General features: G+C 33.8%; 14 protein-coding genes and 1 pseudogene. 14 read left to right on the forward strand and 1 reads right to left on the reverse strand.

Features of this window, described 5'->3' with window-relative positions; genetic code table 11:
- Positions 1–180: 180 nt before the first annotated feature.
- Positions 181–1,374 carry an ADP-forming succinate--CoA ligase subunit beta gene (gene sucC / locus NQQ59_RS06865; protein WP_144214913.1) on the reverse strand — a complete coding sequence of 398 codons (1,194 nt, stop codon included), beginning with the start codon at positions 1,372–1,374 and terminating at the stop codon, positions 181–183.
- 416 nt (positions 1,375–1,790) lie between these two features.
- Here sucC and gltB point away from each other — a divergent pair, with 416 nt between their 5' ends.
- The 14 genes and pseudogenes from gltB (at position 1,791) to NQQ59_RS06935 (ending at position 16,987) form a co-directional block, all read left to right on the forward strand.
- Complete coding sequence (gltB, locus tag NQQ59_RS06870; protein ID WP_144214914.1) at positions 1,791–6,308, forward strand: glutamate synthase large subunit; 4,518 nt, start codon at positions 1,791–1,793, stop codon at positions 6,306–6,308.
- Between the two features lie 92 nt (positions 6,309–6,400).
- Entirely contained in the window at positions 6,401–7,855 is a 1,455-nt protein-coding gene (locus NQQ59_RS06875) for a glutamate synthase subunit beta (RefSeq protein ID WP_144214915.1), read from the forward strand.
- A 553-nt stretch (positions 7,856–8,408) separates the two neighbouring features.
- The gene (gene lysA / locus NQQ59_RS06880; protein WP_144214916.1) at positions 8,409–9,632 is read left to right on the forward strand and encodes a diaminopimelate decarboxylase; all 1,224 of its coding nucleotides are present in this window, start codon (positions 8,409–8,411) and stop codon (positions 9,630–9,632) included.
- A 428-nt stretch (positions 9,633–10,060) separates the two neighbouring features.
- On the forward strand, positions 10,061–10,849 hold the full coding sequence (locus NQQ59_RS06885; RefSeq protein ID WP_144214917.1) for a hypothetical protein: 789 nt from the start codon (positions 10,061–10,063) through the stop codon (positions 10,847–10,849).
- A gap of 62 nt (positions 10,850–10,911) precedes the next feature.
- Positions 10,912–11,097 (forward strand): annotated as a pseudogene (locus tag NQQ59_RS06890) (diaminopimelate decarboxylase); the annotation flags it as partial.
- A gap of 349 nt (positions 11,098–11,446) precedes the next feature.
- The gene (locus tag NQQ59_RS06895) at positions 11,447–11,845 is read left to right on the forward strand and encodes a helix-turn-helix domain-containing protein (RefSeq protein WP_144214918.1); all 399 of its coding nucleotides are present in this window, start codon (positions 11,447–11,449) and stop codon (positions 11,843–11,845) included.
- 79 nt (positions 11,846–11,924) lie between these two features.
- Positions 11,925–12,260: a hypothetical protein gene (locus NQQ59_RS06900; RefSeq protein ID WP_144214919.1), complete on the forward strand. Its 336-nt coding sequence runs from the start codon at positions 11,925–11,927 to the stop codon at positions 12,258–12,260.
- 40 nt (positions 12,261–12,300) lie between these two features.
- Positions 12,301–12,750 (forward strand): hypothetical protein, encoded by a 450-nt coding sequence (locus tag NQQ59_RS06905; RefSeq protein WP_144214920.1) that lies wholly within the window; start codon positions 12,301–12,303, stop codon positions 12,748–12,750.
- 58 nt (positions 12,751–12,808) lie between these two features.
- Complete coding sequence (locus NQQ59_RS06910; protein WP_144214921.1) at positions 12,809–13,342, forward strand: hypothetical protein; 534 nt, start codon at positions 12,809–12,811, stop codon at positions 13,340–13,342.
- 85 nt (positions 13,343–13,427) lie between these two features.
- Positions 13,428–13,787, forward strand: coding sequence for a hypothetical protein (locus tag NQQ59_RS06915; RefSeq protein WP_144214922.1), 360 nt, complete (start codon positions 13,428–13,430; stop codon positions 13,785–13,787).
- A 366-nt stretch (positions 13,788–14,153) separates the two neighbouring features.
- Positions 14,154–14,711, forward strand: a complete 558-nt coding sequence (locus tag NQQ59_RS06920; RefSeq protein ID WP_144214923.1) for a hypothetical protein — start codon at positions 14,154–14,156, stop codon at positions 14,709–14,711.
- Positions 14,712–14,744: 33 nt separating this feature from the next.
- Complete coding sequence (locus NQQ59_RS06925; protein ID WP_144214924.1) at positions 14,745–15,212, forward strand: DinB family protein; 468 nt, start codon at positions 14,745–14,747, stop codon at positions 15,210–15,212.
- A 55-nt stretch (positions 15,213–15,267) separates the two neighbouring features.
- Entirely contained in the window at positions 15,268–16,251 is a 984-nt protein-coding gene (locus NQQ59_RS06930) for a hypothetical protein (protein ID WP_144214925.1), read from the forward strand.
- Between the two features lie 19 nt (positions 16,252–16,270).
- On the forward strand, positions 16,271–16,987 hold the full coding sequence (locus NQQ59_RS06935; RefSeq protein ID WP_144214926.1) for a PA3715 family protein: 717 nt from the start codon (positions 16,271–16,273) through the stop codon (positions 16,985–16,987).
- Positions 16,988–16,995 lie beyond the last annotated feature (8 nt).

Raw genomic sequence — 16,995 nt, forward strand, 5'->3', positions numbered from 1 at the left:
CGCAAAATGGTTGATAATACCAATAGAGTAGTAATAAAAACAAGTCTAGAATTAGTATTTTGAAAAAACAATTTTTAATTATTTTGTGTATCTGAATCATTTTCTAAATCCTTTAATCTTAATAACAAAAAAACCATTCCTTTCGGAATGGTTTTCTATATAAATTGATTTCTTATTTAATTAAGAAAGAGCAGCTTTAACTTGGTCAGCAGCTTCTTGGAATTGAACTGCAGATAAGATTGGCATACCAGAGTTGTCAATTAATTCTTTTGCAATTTCAGCATTTGTTCCTTGCAAACGAACGATAATTGGCACATTGATAGCATCACCCATGTTTTTGTAAGCGTCAACAACACCTTGAGCAACACGGTCACAACGAACGATACCACCGAAAATGTTAATTAAGATCGCTTTTACGTTTGGATCTTTCAAGATAATTCTGAAAGCTGTTTCAACACGCTTAGCATCAGCAGTTCCTCCTACGTCAAGGAAGTTAGCAGGCTCAAAACCAGCGTATTTAATTAAGTCCATAGTTGCCATAGCAAGACCAGCTCCGTTTACCATACATCCTACAGTACCGTCAAGGTCAACATAGTTAAGACCAACTTCTTTAGCTTCAACTTCGATTGGATTCTCCTCACGGATATCTCTCATTTCAGCATATTTAGGTTGTCTGTATAAAGCGTTATCGTCGATATTTACTTTAGCATCTACAGCTAAGATTTTGTTATCAGAAGTTTTTAAAACTGGGTTGATTTCAAACATAGAAGCATCAGAACCAATGTAAGCATTGTAAAGTGCGTCGATGAATTTCACCATTTCTTTGAAAGCATTTCCAGAAAGTCCTAAGTTAAAAGCAATTCTTCTAGCTTGGAAACCTTGCAAACCTACAGAAGGATCAACTTCTTCAGTAAAGATTAAGTGTGGAGTGTGCTCAGCAACTTCTTCGATATCCATTCCACCTTCAGTAGAATACATAATCATGTTGCGTCCTGTACCTCTATTCAATAAAACAGAAACATAAAACTCAGAAGTTTCGCTTTCTCCAGGATAGTAAACATCTTCAGCTACTAATATTTTGTTTACTTTTTTACCTTCTGGCGGAGTCTGAGGTGTAATCAATTGCATTCCGATGATTTGTTCTGCTAACTCCTCAACTTGTTGTAAGTTTTTTGCCAGCTTAACTCCACCACCTTTTCCACGACCACCTGCGTGAATTTGTGCTTTTATTACATGCCATCCTGTACCAGTTTCGGCAGTTAATTGTTTTGCAGCAGCCACAGCTTCAACCGCATTGTTAGCCACAATTCCGCGTTGTACGCGTACTCCGTAACTCGCTAAAATTTCTTTTCCTTGATATTCGTGTATGTTCATAATATAGAATTTGTCTGGTTCTGAATTTATTTCAGAATAAAAGTGCGACAAAAGTAACAAATAACAACTTAATAGGAAAATCTTTTTCAATTAAATAAATGTTACCTATAGGTATTAAGCGTTGAAATTTTAACAACGCAAACAAATCGTTAACGAAACAATTTGTTAATGTTAACACAAAACCACTAAAACGTTTGATATTTAACAAAAATTTCACTGGATTCAATAGCTAAGCGACGATTTTTCTTAATATATTTTATTAGCAATTATGATTTTGATAATTCGTAATGCTTTATCTGATAATTTTATCATTTAAGAACCCTTTTTCTAATATAACAACAAAAATGAAAGCGATTATATAATTTCAATACATTATGTTTAACGAAATCTGTATTTTTGTAAAAAAAATATCAAGAATGAGAGTTAAAGAACAAGGGCTTTATCTGCCTGAATTTGAACACGACAATTGTGGTGCAGGATTTATTTGTAATTTGAATGGTATTAAGTCAAATGATATTATTCACAAAGCATTAGACATCTTAATTAAATTAGAACATCGTGGTGCCGTTAGTTCTGATGGTAGAACTGGAGACGGAGCTGGAATTTTATTCGACATTCCTCATGATTTTTTTAAGAAAGTATGTGACTTTGAAATCCCTGAAGCACGTGAGTACGCAGTAGGAATGGTTTTTTTACCAAAAAGCAAAAACCAGGTTTCTTTTTGTATTAATGCATTTGAGGCAACAATTAAAGATCAGAACTTAAAAGTTTTAGGTTGGAGAGATGTGCCAGTTGACGTTGAAAATTTAGGTGAAATCGCCGCAGAAAAAGAACCAACAGTTAAACAAGTTTTCGTTTCTAAAAACGGTCAGGATTTAACTGAAAATGAATTTAATGCAAAACTTTTTGCAGCTAGAAAAATTGCTGAACATGCCGTAAGAGGATCTAAAACTTCTGAAAGCCATATGTTTTATTTTACTAGTTTATCGACCACTACTATAATATATAAAGGTCTATTGATGCCGGAAGACATCAGCCGTTATTATATAGATTTGAAAGATCCAGATTTGGTTACACGTCTTGCACTTGTACACCAACGTTTCTCTACAAATACATTCCCATCTTGGGACTTAGCTCAACCGTTTAGATACATGTGTCATAATGGTGAGATCAATACACTTCGTGGAAACGTAAGCCGTATGCGTGCTCGTGAAGAGCTTATGCAAAGCAACGTTTTTGGCGATGATATCAAAAAATTATTCCCAATTATCTTAGAAGGAAAATCAGATTCTGCTTCTATGGATATGGTGGTTGAACTTTTATTAATGACTGGTCGTTCACTTCCAGAGGCAATGATGATGGTAGTTCCTGAAGCTTGGGAAAAACACCAAACAATGTCTGAAGAAAAAAGAGCTTTCTATGAGTACAATGCTTGTATCATGGAGCCTTGGGATGGTCCTGCTTCTATTCCGTTTACTGATGGTAACGTAATTGGTGCATTATTAGATAGAAATGGTTTACGTCCTTCTCGTTATACTTTAACACATAGCGGATTCGTAATTATGTCATCTGAAATTGGTGTATTAGATATAGATCCAGAAGATGTAATTCAACACGGTCGTTTAGAGCCAGGAAAAATGTTCTTGGTTGATATGAATGAAGGTCGTATCATCGAAGACGAGGAAGTTAAGAAAGCGATAGTTACAAAACGTCCTTACAAACAATGGGTTGACGAAAACTTATTGCCTCTTGCTAGCGTTCCTTACACCAACAACCCTACTCCTGTTGAAAAATTAGATTTCTTAACAAGACAACGTTTGTTTGGTTATACAATTGAAGATTTAAAAACAATCATCAACCCAATGGGTAGCGACGGAGCTGAAGCCATCAGTTCTATGGGTAACGATACACCGTTAGCTGTATTATCAGATCAGCCGCAATTGTTGTACAACTACTTCAAACAATTGTTTGCTCAGGTTACTAACCCGCCTTTGGATGGTATTCGTGAAGAGATCATTACGGACATCAGTTTAGCAATTGGTGGAGATTTCAATATTTTCGAAATCGAATCTAAACAATGTAAAAAATTAAAAATCCAAAATCCAGTTGTTTCTAATGAGGATTTGGATAAAATTAGAAATATCGATCACGCAGATTTCAAATCGGCTACTATTTCTACTTTATATAAAATAGAAAAAGGAGTTAACGGTTTAGAGCGTGCTCTTGAAAAATGTGTTCAAGCGACTTTTAAAGCTGTTGAAGAAGGATGCAATATCATCATCTTGTCAGATAGAGGTGTAAGCGAACAATTAGCTCCAATCCCTATGTTATTGGCTTGTTCTTACATTCACCACTCTTTGAACATTTTACAAGTTCGTTCTAAATTCGGAATCATCATCGAATCTGCTGAACCACGCGAACCGCATCATTTTGCTTTATTGTTCGGATATGGCGCAAGTGCGATCAACCCTTACATGGTAAACGAAATCATTCACGATCAAGTTGAAAAAGGTTTCATTACAAAAGTAAAAGCTGATTACGCAGTTGTAAACTACAACAAAGCAATCGCAAAAGGAATCGTAAAAATCATGAACAAAATTGGTATCTCTACTTTACATTCGTACAGAGCTGCTCAAATTTTCGAGATTTTAGGATTAAACAAAACATTTACATCTAAATATTTCCCTTACACACCTTCAAGAATCGAAGGAATTGGTTTAATGGAAGTGGAAAAAGAAGTGAAGAAACGTTTCCAAAAAGCTTTCCCAAATTCAAAAATCGCAAACTTGCTTTCTCTTGAAATTGGAGGTATTTACAGATGGAGACGTGGTGGCGAAAAACACATGTTTAACCCAACTACGATTTCTAAATTACAACAAGCAGTTCGTTTAAACAGCCCAGAAAGCTATAAAGAATATGCTAATGCTGTAAACGAGCAAAGCTCAAACTTAATGACGATTAGAGGTTTATTTGAATTCAACAATTTAGATCCAATTTCTATTGATGAAGTAGAGCCTTGGACAGAAATCGTTAAGAAATTCAAAACTGGAGCAATGTCTTACGGGTCTATCTCTAGAGAAGCGCATGAGAACTTAGCGATTGCAATGAACAGAATTGGTGGAAAAAGTAACTCTGGAGAAGGTGGAGAAGATCCTAAACGTTTCCAGAAAGAAATTAACGGAGATTCTAGAAACTCTGCAATCAAACAAGTTGCGTCAGGACGTTTTGGTGTTTCGATCAACTATTTGACAAACGCTAAAGAAATCCAAATCAAAATGGCTCAGGGAGCAAAACCTGGAGAAGGTGGACAGTTACCTGGAGAAAAAGTAGTGCCTTGGATTGCTGAAACTAGAAACTCTACGCCTTATGTAGGTTTGATTTCACCTCCGCCTCACCACGATATCTACTCTATTGAGGATTTATCTCAGTTGATTTATGATTTGAAAAATGCAAACCGTGAAGCTCGTATCAACGTAAAACTGGTTTCTGAAGTTGGAGTTGGAACAATTGCTGCCGGTGTTGCAAAAGCAAAAGCTGACGTTATCTTAATCTCTGGTTATGATGGAGGAACTGGTGCTGCACCATTAACTTCATTACAGCACACAGGTATTCCATGGGAACTTGGTTTAGCTGAAGCACAACAAACGCTTATCTTGAACGACTTAAGAAGCCGTGTAGTTTTAGAATGTGACGGACAGTTGAAAACAGGACGTGACGTGGCGATCGCAGCTTTATTAGGTGCTGAAGAATTCGGATTTGCTACTGCTCCACTTGTAGCTTCTGGCTGTATCATGATGAGAGCTTGTCACTTAAATACTTGCCCTGTTGGTATTGCAACTCAGGATCCTGAATTGAGAAAAAATTTCAAAGGAACTCCAGAGCACGTAATCAACTTCATGTATTTTATTGCTGAAGAGTTAAGAGAAATCATGGCTCAGTTAGGTTTTAGAACTTTAAAAGAAATGGTAGGTCAGTCTCAAAAATTAAACGTAGACAAAGCTATCAAACATTATAAAGCTAATGGTTTAGACTTATCGACTATTCTATACAAACCGGAAAAAGCGAAAACAGTTCCAAATCATAATACAACTACTCAAGATCACGCTCTTGAAAATGTATTGGATTTCGACATCATCAAAGAAGCTATTCCATCTATCTATAGAAAAGAGAAAACGAGAGTTACCTTCAAAATCAAAAATACAGACCGTTCTGTAGGTGCGATTTTGAGTAACGAAATCTCAAAAATTTATGGCGCACAAGGATTACCAGATGACACTATTTTAGTTGATTTTGAAGGTTCTGCCGGACAAAGTTTTGGTGCATTCGCAACAAACGGATTGTCATTTAAAATTCACGGAAACTGTAATGATTACTTAGGAAAAGGTCTTTCTGGAGGAAAACTAATTGTAAAAGTACCTCCTACTGCGACTTTCAAACCTGAAGACAACATCATTATCGGGAACGTTGCCCTTTACGGAGCTATTACCGGAGAGGCTTATATTAATGGTATCGCAGGAGAACGTTTCTGTGTGAGAAACTCTGGAGCAACAGCAGTTGTAGAAGGAATTGGAGATCACGGATGCGAGTACATGACAGGTGGTACAGTTGTAGTTTTAGGAAAAACTGGAAGAAACTTCGCTGCTGGTATGAGTGGTGGTGTAGCTTACATTTACGATCCAAACAAAAAATTCGATTCGACAGTTTGTAACATGGAAATGGTTGCATTCGATCCGTTGGAAGAAGAGGACGTTACTAAACTAAGAAAACTGATCAAAAACCATTCATTGTACACCAGCAGTCCATTAGCTAAGAGAATTTTAGCAGACTGGAAAAATGAACAACAGCACTTCGTAAAAGTAATGCCGACAGATTACAAAAAAGCATTAAAACGAATTGCAGAAGAAAAACAAATAGAAGAATTAATAGCTAATTAAGAGATTCTGAGGTACAAAGGTGCAGAGGTGCTAAGTTTTCAAACTTCACCTCTCACATTTCACAACTCACAACTAAATTTATTAAAAATGTCATGGGTAAAATAGGCGGATTTAAAGAATATAATAGAGCCGACGAAAGTAATTTAGCAGTTGCAGAACGTGTTTCCAACTACAACGAATTTACTATTCCGGTACCAAAAGATAAATTAAAAGAACAAGGATCAAGATGTATGGACTGTGGTATTCCTTTTTGCCACAGTGGATGTCCGTTAGGAAATTTAATTCCTGACTTCAACGACATGGTACATCAGGAAGAATGGCAGAGTGCATTAGAGATTTTGCAGTCTACTAACAACTTCCCTGAATTTACAGGTCGTTTATGCCCTGCTCCATGTGAGAAATCATGTGTGTTAGGAATCATCAAAGATCCAGTTTCTATCGAAAACATTGAGAAAAGCATTATCGAAAGAGGTTTTGCCGAAGGATGGATTAAACCACAACCACCAAAAACTAGAACAGGAAAAACTGTTGCTGTTATTGGTTCAGGACCTGCTGGTCTTGCGGCGGCTCAGCAATTAAACAGAGCAGGTCACACTGTAACTGTTTTTGAAAGAGATAATGCAATTGGAGGCTTATTACGTTACGGAATTCCAAACTTCAAATTAGAAAAAGGAATTATCGATCGTCGTGTAGTTGTTCTTGAAGCAGAAGGAATCACTTTCAAAACTAATGTAAATGTTGGAGTTAACTTCAGCGTTGAAGAATTAAACCAATTCGATTCTATCGTTTTATGCGGAGGAGCAACTGAAAGAAGAAGCTTGCCAACTAAAGGAATCGAAAGTAAAGGTGTTGTTCAAGCAATGGATTTCTTGACTCAACAAACTAAAGTTTTATTTGGAGAATCTATTCCAGACCAAGTTAAAGCTACTGGTAAAGATGTAATCGTTATTGGTGGTGGAGATACCGGTTCTGACTGTATCGGAACTTCTAACAGACACGGTGCAAAATCAGTAACTAACTTTGAGATTTTACCAAAACCTCCAGTTGGAAGAAGCGAAACAACTCCATGGCCTTTCTGGCCGTTACAGTTGAAGACATCTTCTTCTCACGAAGAAGGTTGTGACAGAAACTGGTTAATCAATACTAAAGAATTCATCTCTAACGAAAAAGGGGAATTAACAGGATTGAAAACGGTTGAAGTACAATGGAAAATGACTCCAGGTCAAAGACCAGAATTGATCGAAAAAGAAGGTTCTGAGAAAATCTGGCCTTGCGACTTAGCGTTGTTAGCTCTTGGATTTACAGGTCCGGAGAAAACATTAAGCGAGCAGTTGGGCATCGAAACTGATATGAGAAGCAACTATAAAGCACACAACTATCAGACAAACGTTCCTCACATTTTCACTGCTGGTGATATGAGAAGAGGACAATCATTAATTGTATGGGCTATTTCAGAAGGTCGCGAAGCAGCAAGAGAAGTAGATTTATTCCTAATGGGATCTACAAACTTGCCTACTAAAGGAAAAGGAGATCTTCCTAGCTTGTAATTTTTAAGGTTCTGAGATGCTAAGTTGCTAAGATTCTAAGTTTTTCTTACATACTTCATGTGTAGAACTAAAAATTAAAACTACAAAAAACAACAACACATACTATTTGACAAACCCTTGAATTTACATTCAGGGGTTTTGTTTTTTTGTTTGCCACGAATTCCACGAATTGCACTAATTTTTATTTTTCTCTTTCTATCAAAAAAAATAGCCCACGGTTTCAACCGTGGGAACGCAATTCAAATCCTCAACTATACGCAACAATACGTTTCCCACGGTTGAAACCGTGGGCTATGCTCAATAATAATTGCGAAAAAATTGTTTAAAATTATTTACACCTTCCAATATAAATTAGTGGAATTCGTGGAATTCGTGGCAAAAAAACTTAGTATCTTAGCATCTCAGAACCTTAGTATCTTAAAAAGAGTTATAAAATCTCAAAAACAGCAACTTTTTGTTTAAAAACAAACAATTTGTTATAATTTGTTATTTTTCTGCAATTAATTTGCAGTTACTCAAAAGAGTAATAACTTTGCTCAAAATAAGTTTAAAAATGCAAGCAAAAGATTTACTGCAGTTAGCAGACCAATTTGGAAGTCCATTGTATGTTTACGATGCTGAAAAAATCCAATCTCAGTACAACAGATTAACTAAAGCTTTCTCTAAGGTTGAGAACTTAAGAGTTAATTACGCCATGAAGGCATTGTCTAACGTTGCGATTCTTCAGTTATTAAAGAACATGGGGTCTGGCTTAGATACTGTATCAATTCAGGAAGTTCAGTTAGGACTTCATGCTGGCTATGATCCTGACAAAATTTTCTTTACACCAAACGGAGTTTCTTTAGAAGAAATCGAAGAAGTTGCCGCAATGGGTGTACAAATCAATATCGACAATTTATCTATTTTAGAGCAATTCGGAACAAAACATCCTCATATTCCAGTATGTATTCGTATCAATCCGCACGTAATGGCGGGTGGAAATGCTAATATTTCTGTTGGACATATCGATAGTAAATTCGGAATCTCTGTTCACCAAATTCCGCATATTTTGCGAATTGTGGAGAACACAAAAATGAGCATTGTCGGAATTCACATGCACACAGGATCTGATATTTTAGATATCGAAGTATTCTTGTATGCTGCTGAAATTCTATTTGATACAGCTAAACATTTCAAAGATTTACAATTCTTAGATTTCGGAAGCGGATTCAAAGTGCCTTACAAAAAAGACGATATCGAAACAGACATCGAAGAATTAGGTAAAAAATTATCTAAAAGATTCAACGCTTTCTGTACAGAATACGGAAGAGATTTAACGCTGATTTTCGAACCAGGAAAATTCTTGGTGAGTGAAGCAGGTCATTTCTTAGTAAAAGTAAACGTAGTAAAACAAACTACATCAACAGTATTTGCTGGAGTTGACAGTGGTTTCAACCACTTGATTCGTCCAATGTTGTACGGATCTTCACACCACATTGAAAACATCTCTAACCCAAAAGGAAAAGAGCGTTTTTACTCTGTTGTAGGATACATTTGCGAAACAGATACTTTTGCAAACAACCGTAGAATTCCAGAAATTACTGAAGGAGATATTTTAGCTTTCAGAAACGCTGGAGCATACTGTTTCTCAATGTCGTCAAACTACAATTCAAGATACAAACCAGCCGAAGTTCTTTGGAAAGACGGAAAAGGAATCTTGATTCGTGCTCACGAAACTTTCGAAGATTTACTTAAAAATCAAATTCCGTTGCCAGAAGAAATCGCTGCAACAGTTTAAAAATAAAAAAAAAGAGAATATCACTTTAATCCCGTTTCTTAATTGAGGCGGGATTTTTTTATTATAGATTTCTGATTTATAATATTCTGACTAAACAAAATAGAAAAAATCAGCCTAAATGTAGATTGTTCTTAAAAGCAATCTAACCCGAAGCTCCGGACAGTATATCAACCTGAAATTCATTATCATTTTTGTCTCCCTCTGTCTATCAAGCTCAGTTATATATTTTACTACCCTCCATTTCACAAAAGTTCAATACCCATATACTCAAAAAAACATCTCCAAAAAAAACAAGAATTAAACTACAAAATTATTATATTGCTCCAATAATTAAAATTAAAAAAATGGATGAATGACAAAAGTAATCATTGTAATAAAAACTAATTAAATTAATAAGTAAATTCAAAAAAAAGAAAAATTTAAATGCGATGAAAAATCTACAAACTATAGTATCAGCCTTAATTCTAGTATCCTTAATAGCCAGTTGCTCTAATAAAAAAATAGATGAAAAAGGTTTCCAAGTTAGTTCAAATGACGATTCTATTAACGAACAATCGAACGGAATTAAAAGTGATTCGCTAAAATTTAACACTCAACCAACTGATGTGTTATTAACAGGTGTCCCAAATGTAAGACTTACAACAATATACAAAGTAAACGTAAACAAAAAAGACAAATCAACTTTTACAGGTTCAAATACTCATATTTATAGATATGCTGAAAATGAAAAGGGTTCTGAAAATAATTGGAATAATAATTTAATGCCAGGGATTGGAGCCGTTTATGGATATAATATGGTAAATATTTCGCATTATGACATTCAAGAAAGAAAACAAAAAACTTTTTTTAAAAATTCTGTCTTGATTAAAACACTTTACTATCCTGCATTTTCTAAAGATACATTAAATAACAAACCTATTACTACTAGAGAATATTTTATGGTTTCTGTTTATAATCAAGACACAAACAAAGATGGCTTTATCAATCTTAAAGATCTAAGACGACTTTATCTATTCAATATAAATGGAGAAAAACAAAAAGCACTTATTCCCGAAAATTATTCTGTTTTTAAATCCGAATATGATTCAGGCAATGACTTTATGTATGTTTTTGCAAAACTAGACACTAATAATAATGGACAAGCAGATGAAAACGAACCTATCCATATTTTCTGGATTGATCTTAAAGATCCGAATAAAACAGGCCGACAATATTAGGTAATAAATGGCTTTATAAATTTTAAAAAAAGTTCCATTAATGTATAATAAAATAAAACTACATTTTAGTTTTCAGAAACGCTGGAGCTTACTGTTTCTCAATGTCTTCGAACTACAACTCAAGATACAAACCAGCCGAAGTTCTTTGGAAAGACGGAAAAGGAATCTTGATTCGTGCTCACGAAACTTTCGAAGATTTACTTAAAAATCAAATTCCGTTGCCAGAAGAAATTGCTGCAACAGTTTAAAAATAAAAAAAAGAGAATATCTACGAAGTCCCGTTTCTTAATTGAGGCGGGATTTTTTTGTTTTTGTTTCTCGCAGATTTCGCAGATTGGACAGATTTATTTTATTATTCATTTTTTATCAGGCTGAGTGAAGTCGAAGCCCTCGCAAGTATAACCATACTTATTTAATCTCAAACCCCGTTAGCGCGGATTTGCAATCCGTGCCCGCAAAGATGAGCACGTTCCTCTTCATTGATTCTCTTTGTGGGCACGGATTGCAAATCCGCGCTAACGATTCTAAGAAAGTTTAACTTATTTAAATAAGAAAAATCATATTTTTGTTTCAGAAAAATTTAAATACCTTTGAAATATGAGCACAACAACAAAACCAAGACATATCGGTAGAAATATCAGCCGAATTAGAGAGCTTAAAGGTATGAAGCAGGAAGCGCTTGCACAAGCAATTGGCTCGAACCAGCAGGCAATTTCTATGATTGAAAACAGCGAAAGTGTTGATCAAGAAAAACTTGCCAATATTGCAGAAGCACTTGGTGTTACGGTAGAAGCGATTGAGAATTTTTCTGAAGAAGCTGTTTTCAATTTTTTCAATAATTTTTACGATCACAGTTCTAGTGCTCAAGGAAGTGGTAACAACAATGTCAATTGCAATTTCAATCCACTTGATAAAGTTGTAGAACTTTACGAACGTTTGGTTCAGGCTGAAAAAGACAAAGTGGAGTATTTAGAAAAGTTACTAAAAGGAAAATAACTTCCTATAGAATATAAATTTATGAAAACACAAATATCTTATGATTTTGTGTTTTTTTTTTAAAACTAAAAACAAAACTATGAAAAAACTAATTCTGCTTTTTTTTATCATTCTGGTTTCTTTTTCAATCAAAATAAACGCACAAAATGCTCAGTCAATTTTTCTAGATAATCTCGAATCGTTTGAAAGGTTAGCAAAAAATAAAAATGAATCAATAAGTTTAAACAAAGTTTATGAAGCTCGAAAGTTTTTAATAGATATTACTGGCATTACTTATAAGATGGAACAACCATTTGATATGCCTGTATTTCCACCAGATAAAACTATAAAAAAATGGAGATCTTGGTTTGAAAAAAATAAGGATCTCTTATATTATGATGAAAAAGAGAAAGAAGTTAAAGTGATAAAAAAATAAAAAAACTAATTTTAGCCTACCAAATCAATCCCCAAAACAAATGAAATTCACAATCCCCCTATCAACCCTACTCCTAGTATTTACAACAAATCTATTCAGCCAAACCATTGCTGATTTAAAACTAAAACCAAAAGAAATTCCTAGAAATTATGCTGTAAGCGACGGAAATATTTGCATTACACCACAAGCTTGTACTTTCTATAACGACATTCAAACCTATATTAATATTGTTGGAACTGTAAAAAGTAAAGCCATTCAAAGTTTTAAAAGCAAAGGAGACAGTGGTTCGATCATGTATTTTGAATTTGAACACGTTTTTAAAGGTGATCGATTCCTGCAAGGTTTACTCTGGGGAAAAGCCGGAGAACCAACAGACGAACATCCAGAAGAATATATTGCAAAAGGAAAATTTCTAGTCATTTGGAGTTTGAAATCTGATAGTCCGTTAAAGGAAAAATCGGAAACTAAAGTGGAGAACATTCTTCCATAAAAAATAAATTCTACAAAATATTTACTGAATACATTACAAAAAATAGAACAATCCATTAATGAAAAAAACATTACTTATACTTATTTCGATTTTAGCCATAAGCTGTAGCAACGACGATACACCTAAAACCGACAAAACTTCTATAAATCTGGTAACAGGAATTAATTTTAGATCAACTACAGATGACTTAGGATTAAAACTCGGAAACCCAAATGTTTTGATAAAAAACAACTTTTTAATTTACCCTAATCCTGCGCGTAACAACAATTATCTTTATATTTCAACGCAAGGAAACATTACAGGAGTTTGGTTTGTACCCGCAAAACCTGAAAAAATTTATCAAGATGTTCAGTTTAGTACTATCTTAAAGAGCGATTTGTATAGTGAACAATCTATTGCCTCAAACGCTACGCTTTCTTACAATGATTTACCTGCAAATACTACTAAACTTGATATAACAACTCTTACTACAGGGTATTATAAAATCTTCGTTAAAATTGGAGGTACTATTCATTGGGATAATTTGTATGTATACAGTGATGCAGAAGATAATGAAGAATATTTTGTAGAAGTCAAGAATTTTTGGAAATAAGTCTCAGTCCTTATCATAACTGCATTTAAAACATTTAGTAGTATCTTCGTATTTCAAAAAAAATACATTTTAAACATTACAAAAAATGAAACTGCAAATACGAATCCTGCTTTATTCTATACTCTTCTTTTTATATCTAACTGCAACTCAGTTTTTCCTATCGCTTGGGCAAATATTAAAAACAGATCCTTATATCACTCTTGGTTGCGGATTCGCTGTTTTTAATCTGATATATGCTTTTTTCGCTTTAAAATGGAAGCCGCTTTTAAATATAATCTGTGCGGTTGGAATTGCCGCTTTATCTTTATTTCTGGCTTTGCAATTTACCAATCTTCATCTTTTTATAGATTATGATCCGTATCAGGTTAAAACGGCCATTTTTGCCAATGCTGTTTTATCAATTATTTTTTGGGAGATTGTGTATCAAGTGAAGATTAGAAAATAATAAAAAAATCAATTGCCTCCAGCTTTAGTTGGAGGTTTATATAGAAAGTCTAGAGCGGGCTTTAGTCAAATGAATAAATTTTGGCTAAAGCCTTTTTTATTATTATATGCTGACCTCCAGCTAAAGCTGGAGGCAATTTATCTGATCTGGATTTCTGTTGTAACTTTACTTTACAAACCTTCTAAATGGTTTGGAAAATATAAAGCCGAAAATCAACATTGGTGTTTGAAATATATTAAAAAAAAATAGAGAGAATCTGAAAAAACACGCTCTAGCATACTCAGTCCTACAATTTAAAAGACGGAATTTCGTACATAATTTTCTATATTAGCATTTTAAATTTTATCCAAGCCAAAAATGCCTAATATGAAAATTAGAACTTTAATCCTTTTATCAGTACTTACTATTTCTTGTAAAAAAGAAACAAAAACGGAAACCGAAACTCCAAAAACTATAACAAAAGACAGTGTATCTATTTCTCCAAAAGAAGAACCTGAAACTCCACAATCTGATACAATTTTGCTTTCGACCAAACACAAAACCAACAAAATTACATGCGATCTTGATGGAGACAATTTAGACGAAACCGTAGAAATCTTCAGAAGTACCAAAAACAAAAAAAGCGGACTGAAAATTACTTATGGAAATGGAAAAAAAACAGATTTTCTAGGTTTTGGAAATGATATTCTGCAACAAGGTTTTGATGAAATTGACTGGGTTGGCATTTTTGAAAAAGCTCCTAAACATGAAATTTACTTTAATAATGTAAATGATGATGGCGAAATTATTGGTGAAGAACAAGTTGCAGAAGAGGACAAAATAAAATTGCCAAACGACGGAATTTTTATTCACGCTGACGAAAGCTGTGGCGGTGGCGTTATTTATCTAAAAAACGGTAAATACGAATGGATTCAGCAAGAATAAACAGATTGTGATTGAACCTAAAGTATTCTGAATATGAAAAGTACATCCGAAATTGCAAATCGTTTTAGAGAAGTCATTTTAAACGGAACCTGGATTGCAAATACCAATTTTAAAGATCAACTTGAAAATCTGGATTGGAAAATTGCGGTTAGTCCTGTTCAGAATTTAAATACTATTGCTGCTTTGGCGCAACATATTCATTATTATATAGACGGAATAAATACTGTTTTTAAAGGCGGAAATCTAGATATAAAAGACAAATTCAGTTTCGACTTCCCTCCTGTTCAATCTCAGGAAGAATGGAATATTTTTCTAACTCAATTCTGGAATGCTGCCGAAGAATTTGCTTCGTTAGTAGAACAAATTCCTGATAAAAAACTCGATGAAAGTTTTGTCGATATCAAATACGGTTCATACAAAAGAAATATCGAAGCGATGATTGAACATAGTTATTATCATTTAGGACAAATCGTTTTGATTAAAAAATTACTGACCAATTAGAACTTCTTTTCCTAAAAATCACAAACTTAAAAAGACTTTGATTCTACAATTAAAAATGAAGAAACTACTTTTACTTTTGCCTTTATTCTTATTATTTATTAACTGTAAGAAAAACGAGCCAATCCAGAAAAAAGAAATTGTTAATGCTACTGATACCACAAACATAGCTGACGCTAAAAATGATAGCATCGCTTTATTAGCAATCACTAAGAAGCTTTACCAATGGGCAGAAGAAAAAAGCACAGGAAGCGACTTCAGTCCTATTGAAGATCAAAATACAGATAGTATTTACAGCGGAATCGATATGAAACTTCATAAAGCCCGACTTAAAGAACTTGAAAACACTCATTTATTTTCAAAAGATTTTATTGCGAATTACAATAAAATTGCCCTAAAAATTGATACTGATCTTAAAAATGGATCTCTAAAGTGGAATGTTGGCGAACTGCCTCCATTTGGTACTGGTGCAAGTCCCTGGTGTAATTGCCAGGACACTCCTGATAATTTCTTAAATAAAATTTGGATCATGCATCTTTCGATAGAAAACAATAAAGCATTCTACAATTGGAGTTGGGGTGATGGAATTGTGTATAACATCAAAACTGTAAAAGAGAATAACGAATGGAAAATATCCTATCTGGAAGGTTTTGATTACGACGGTTTTATTAGAAGCTTTCAGAAAACAAATGATTTTACCGGAAAATGGAAAAACGATATGGTTTCACTTAGTATTGGTGATACTTCGCTGGCTTTCGAATATCATGGACAATGCGTTTATTTTTATCCCATTCGAAAAATAAGCAATACTGAATTTGAAATGATTTGGGCTAGAGAAATGGACTGTAAATTTGATAACGGAACAGATGAAACTTTTGGATTAAAAGAGATTCCGCAAATTGGCAAACCATTTTCTAAAATGACACTTAAAAACAATACTTTACATGTTCAGTATTATTACAAAAAATGGGTAGAAAAATACAGCGAACAAACAGATGGCGTTTTTACAACAGAATATATCAAGTATAGAGAAGAATATTAATTTTTTAAAACCAAGAAAAATGATAATGAGAAAATACTTCTTCTTTGCTTTACTGTTTTGCATGCACTTTTCATTTTCGCAAAATATAGATCATCTTAGTACTATTTTAAAACAACTCAAATTAAAAGAAAAACAGATTAATCTTGAGCTTGTCAGTCAAAAAGTATTGCCGTATGATAAAACTAAAAGTGTAGTGGTTGTTCCAAAATACGCTTCTGAAGTAGCTGACGATTATTTTGTCTTAGACGCTTATATACTGGTAATCGATAATGCAACGGGAAAAATAATCTATAAATTTGTTGAACCTGAGGCATGGACATCTGATGCCGTGATTTTAACTGATATTTCTGTCGATACTGGACTGTATCATTTAAACAAAACCACAAGAGCTTTTGGAATAAGAGTAAGTTATCGAACTCAAAGTCAGCCAAATCCCTACAGTGAAAGTAATCTATCTTTGTATATTATTGATAAAAATTCTTTAAAAGAAGTACTTCACAATTATAGTATTTCAAGATATGGTGGAGAATGGGATACCAAATGTAATGGAGAATTTGAAGACAGTAATTCTACTATTGATATTGACAAACTACAAACCAATAATTTTAATAATCTCATTGTAAAAACCAAGATTACCAAAACAAAAAGCGTTTTTAAAAATGATGATTGTATTTCTAAAGAATCCATTAAAAAAGAAACAACAAAGCTGGTTTTCAATGGCAAGGAATACAAATAGAGAAATGA

Source organism: Flavobacterium panacis (assembly GCF_024649945.1).
Taxonomy (GTDB): domain Bacteria; phylum Bacteroidota; class Bacteroidia; order Flavobacteriales; family Flavobacteriaceae; genus Flavobacterium; species Flavobacterium panacis.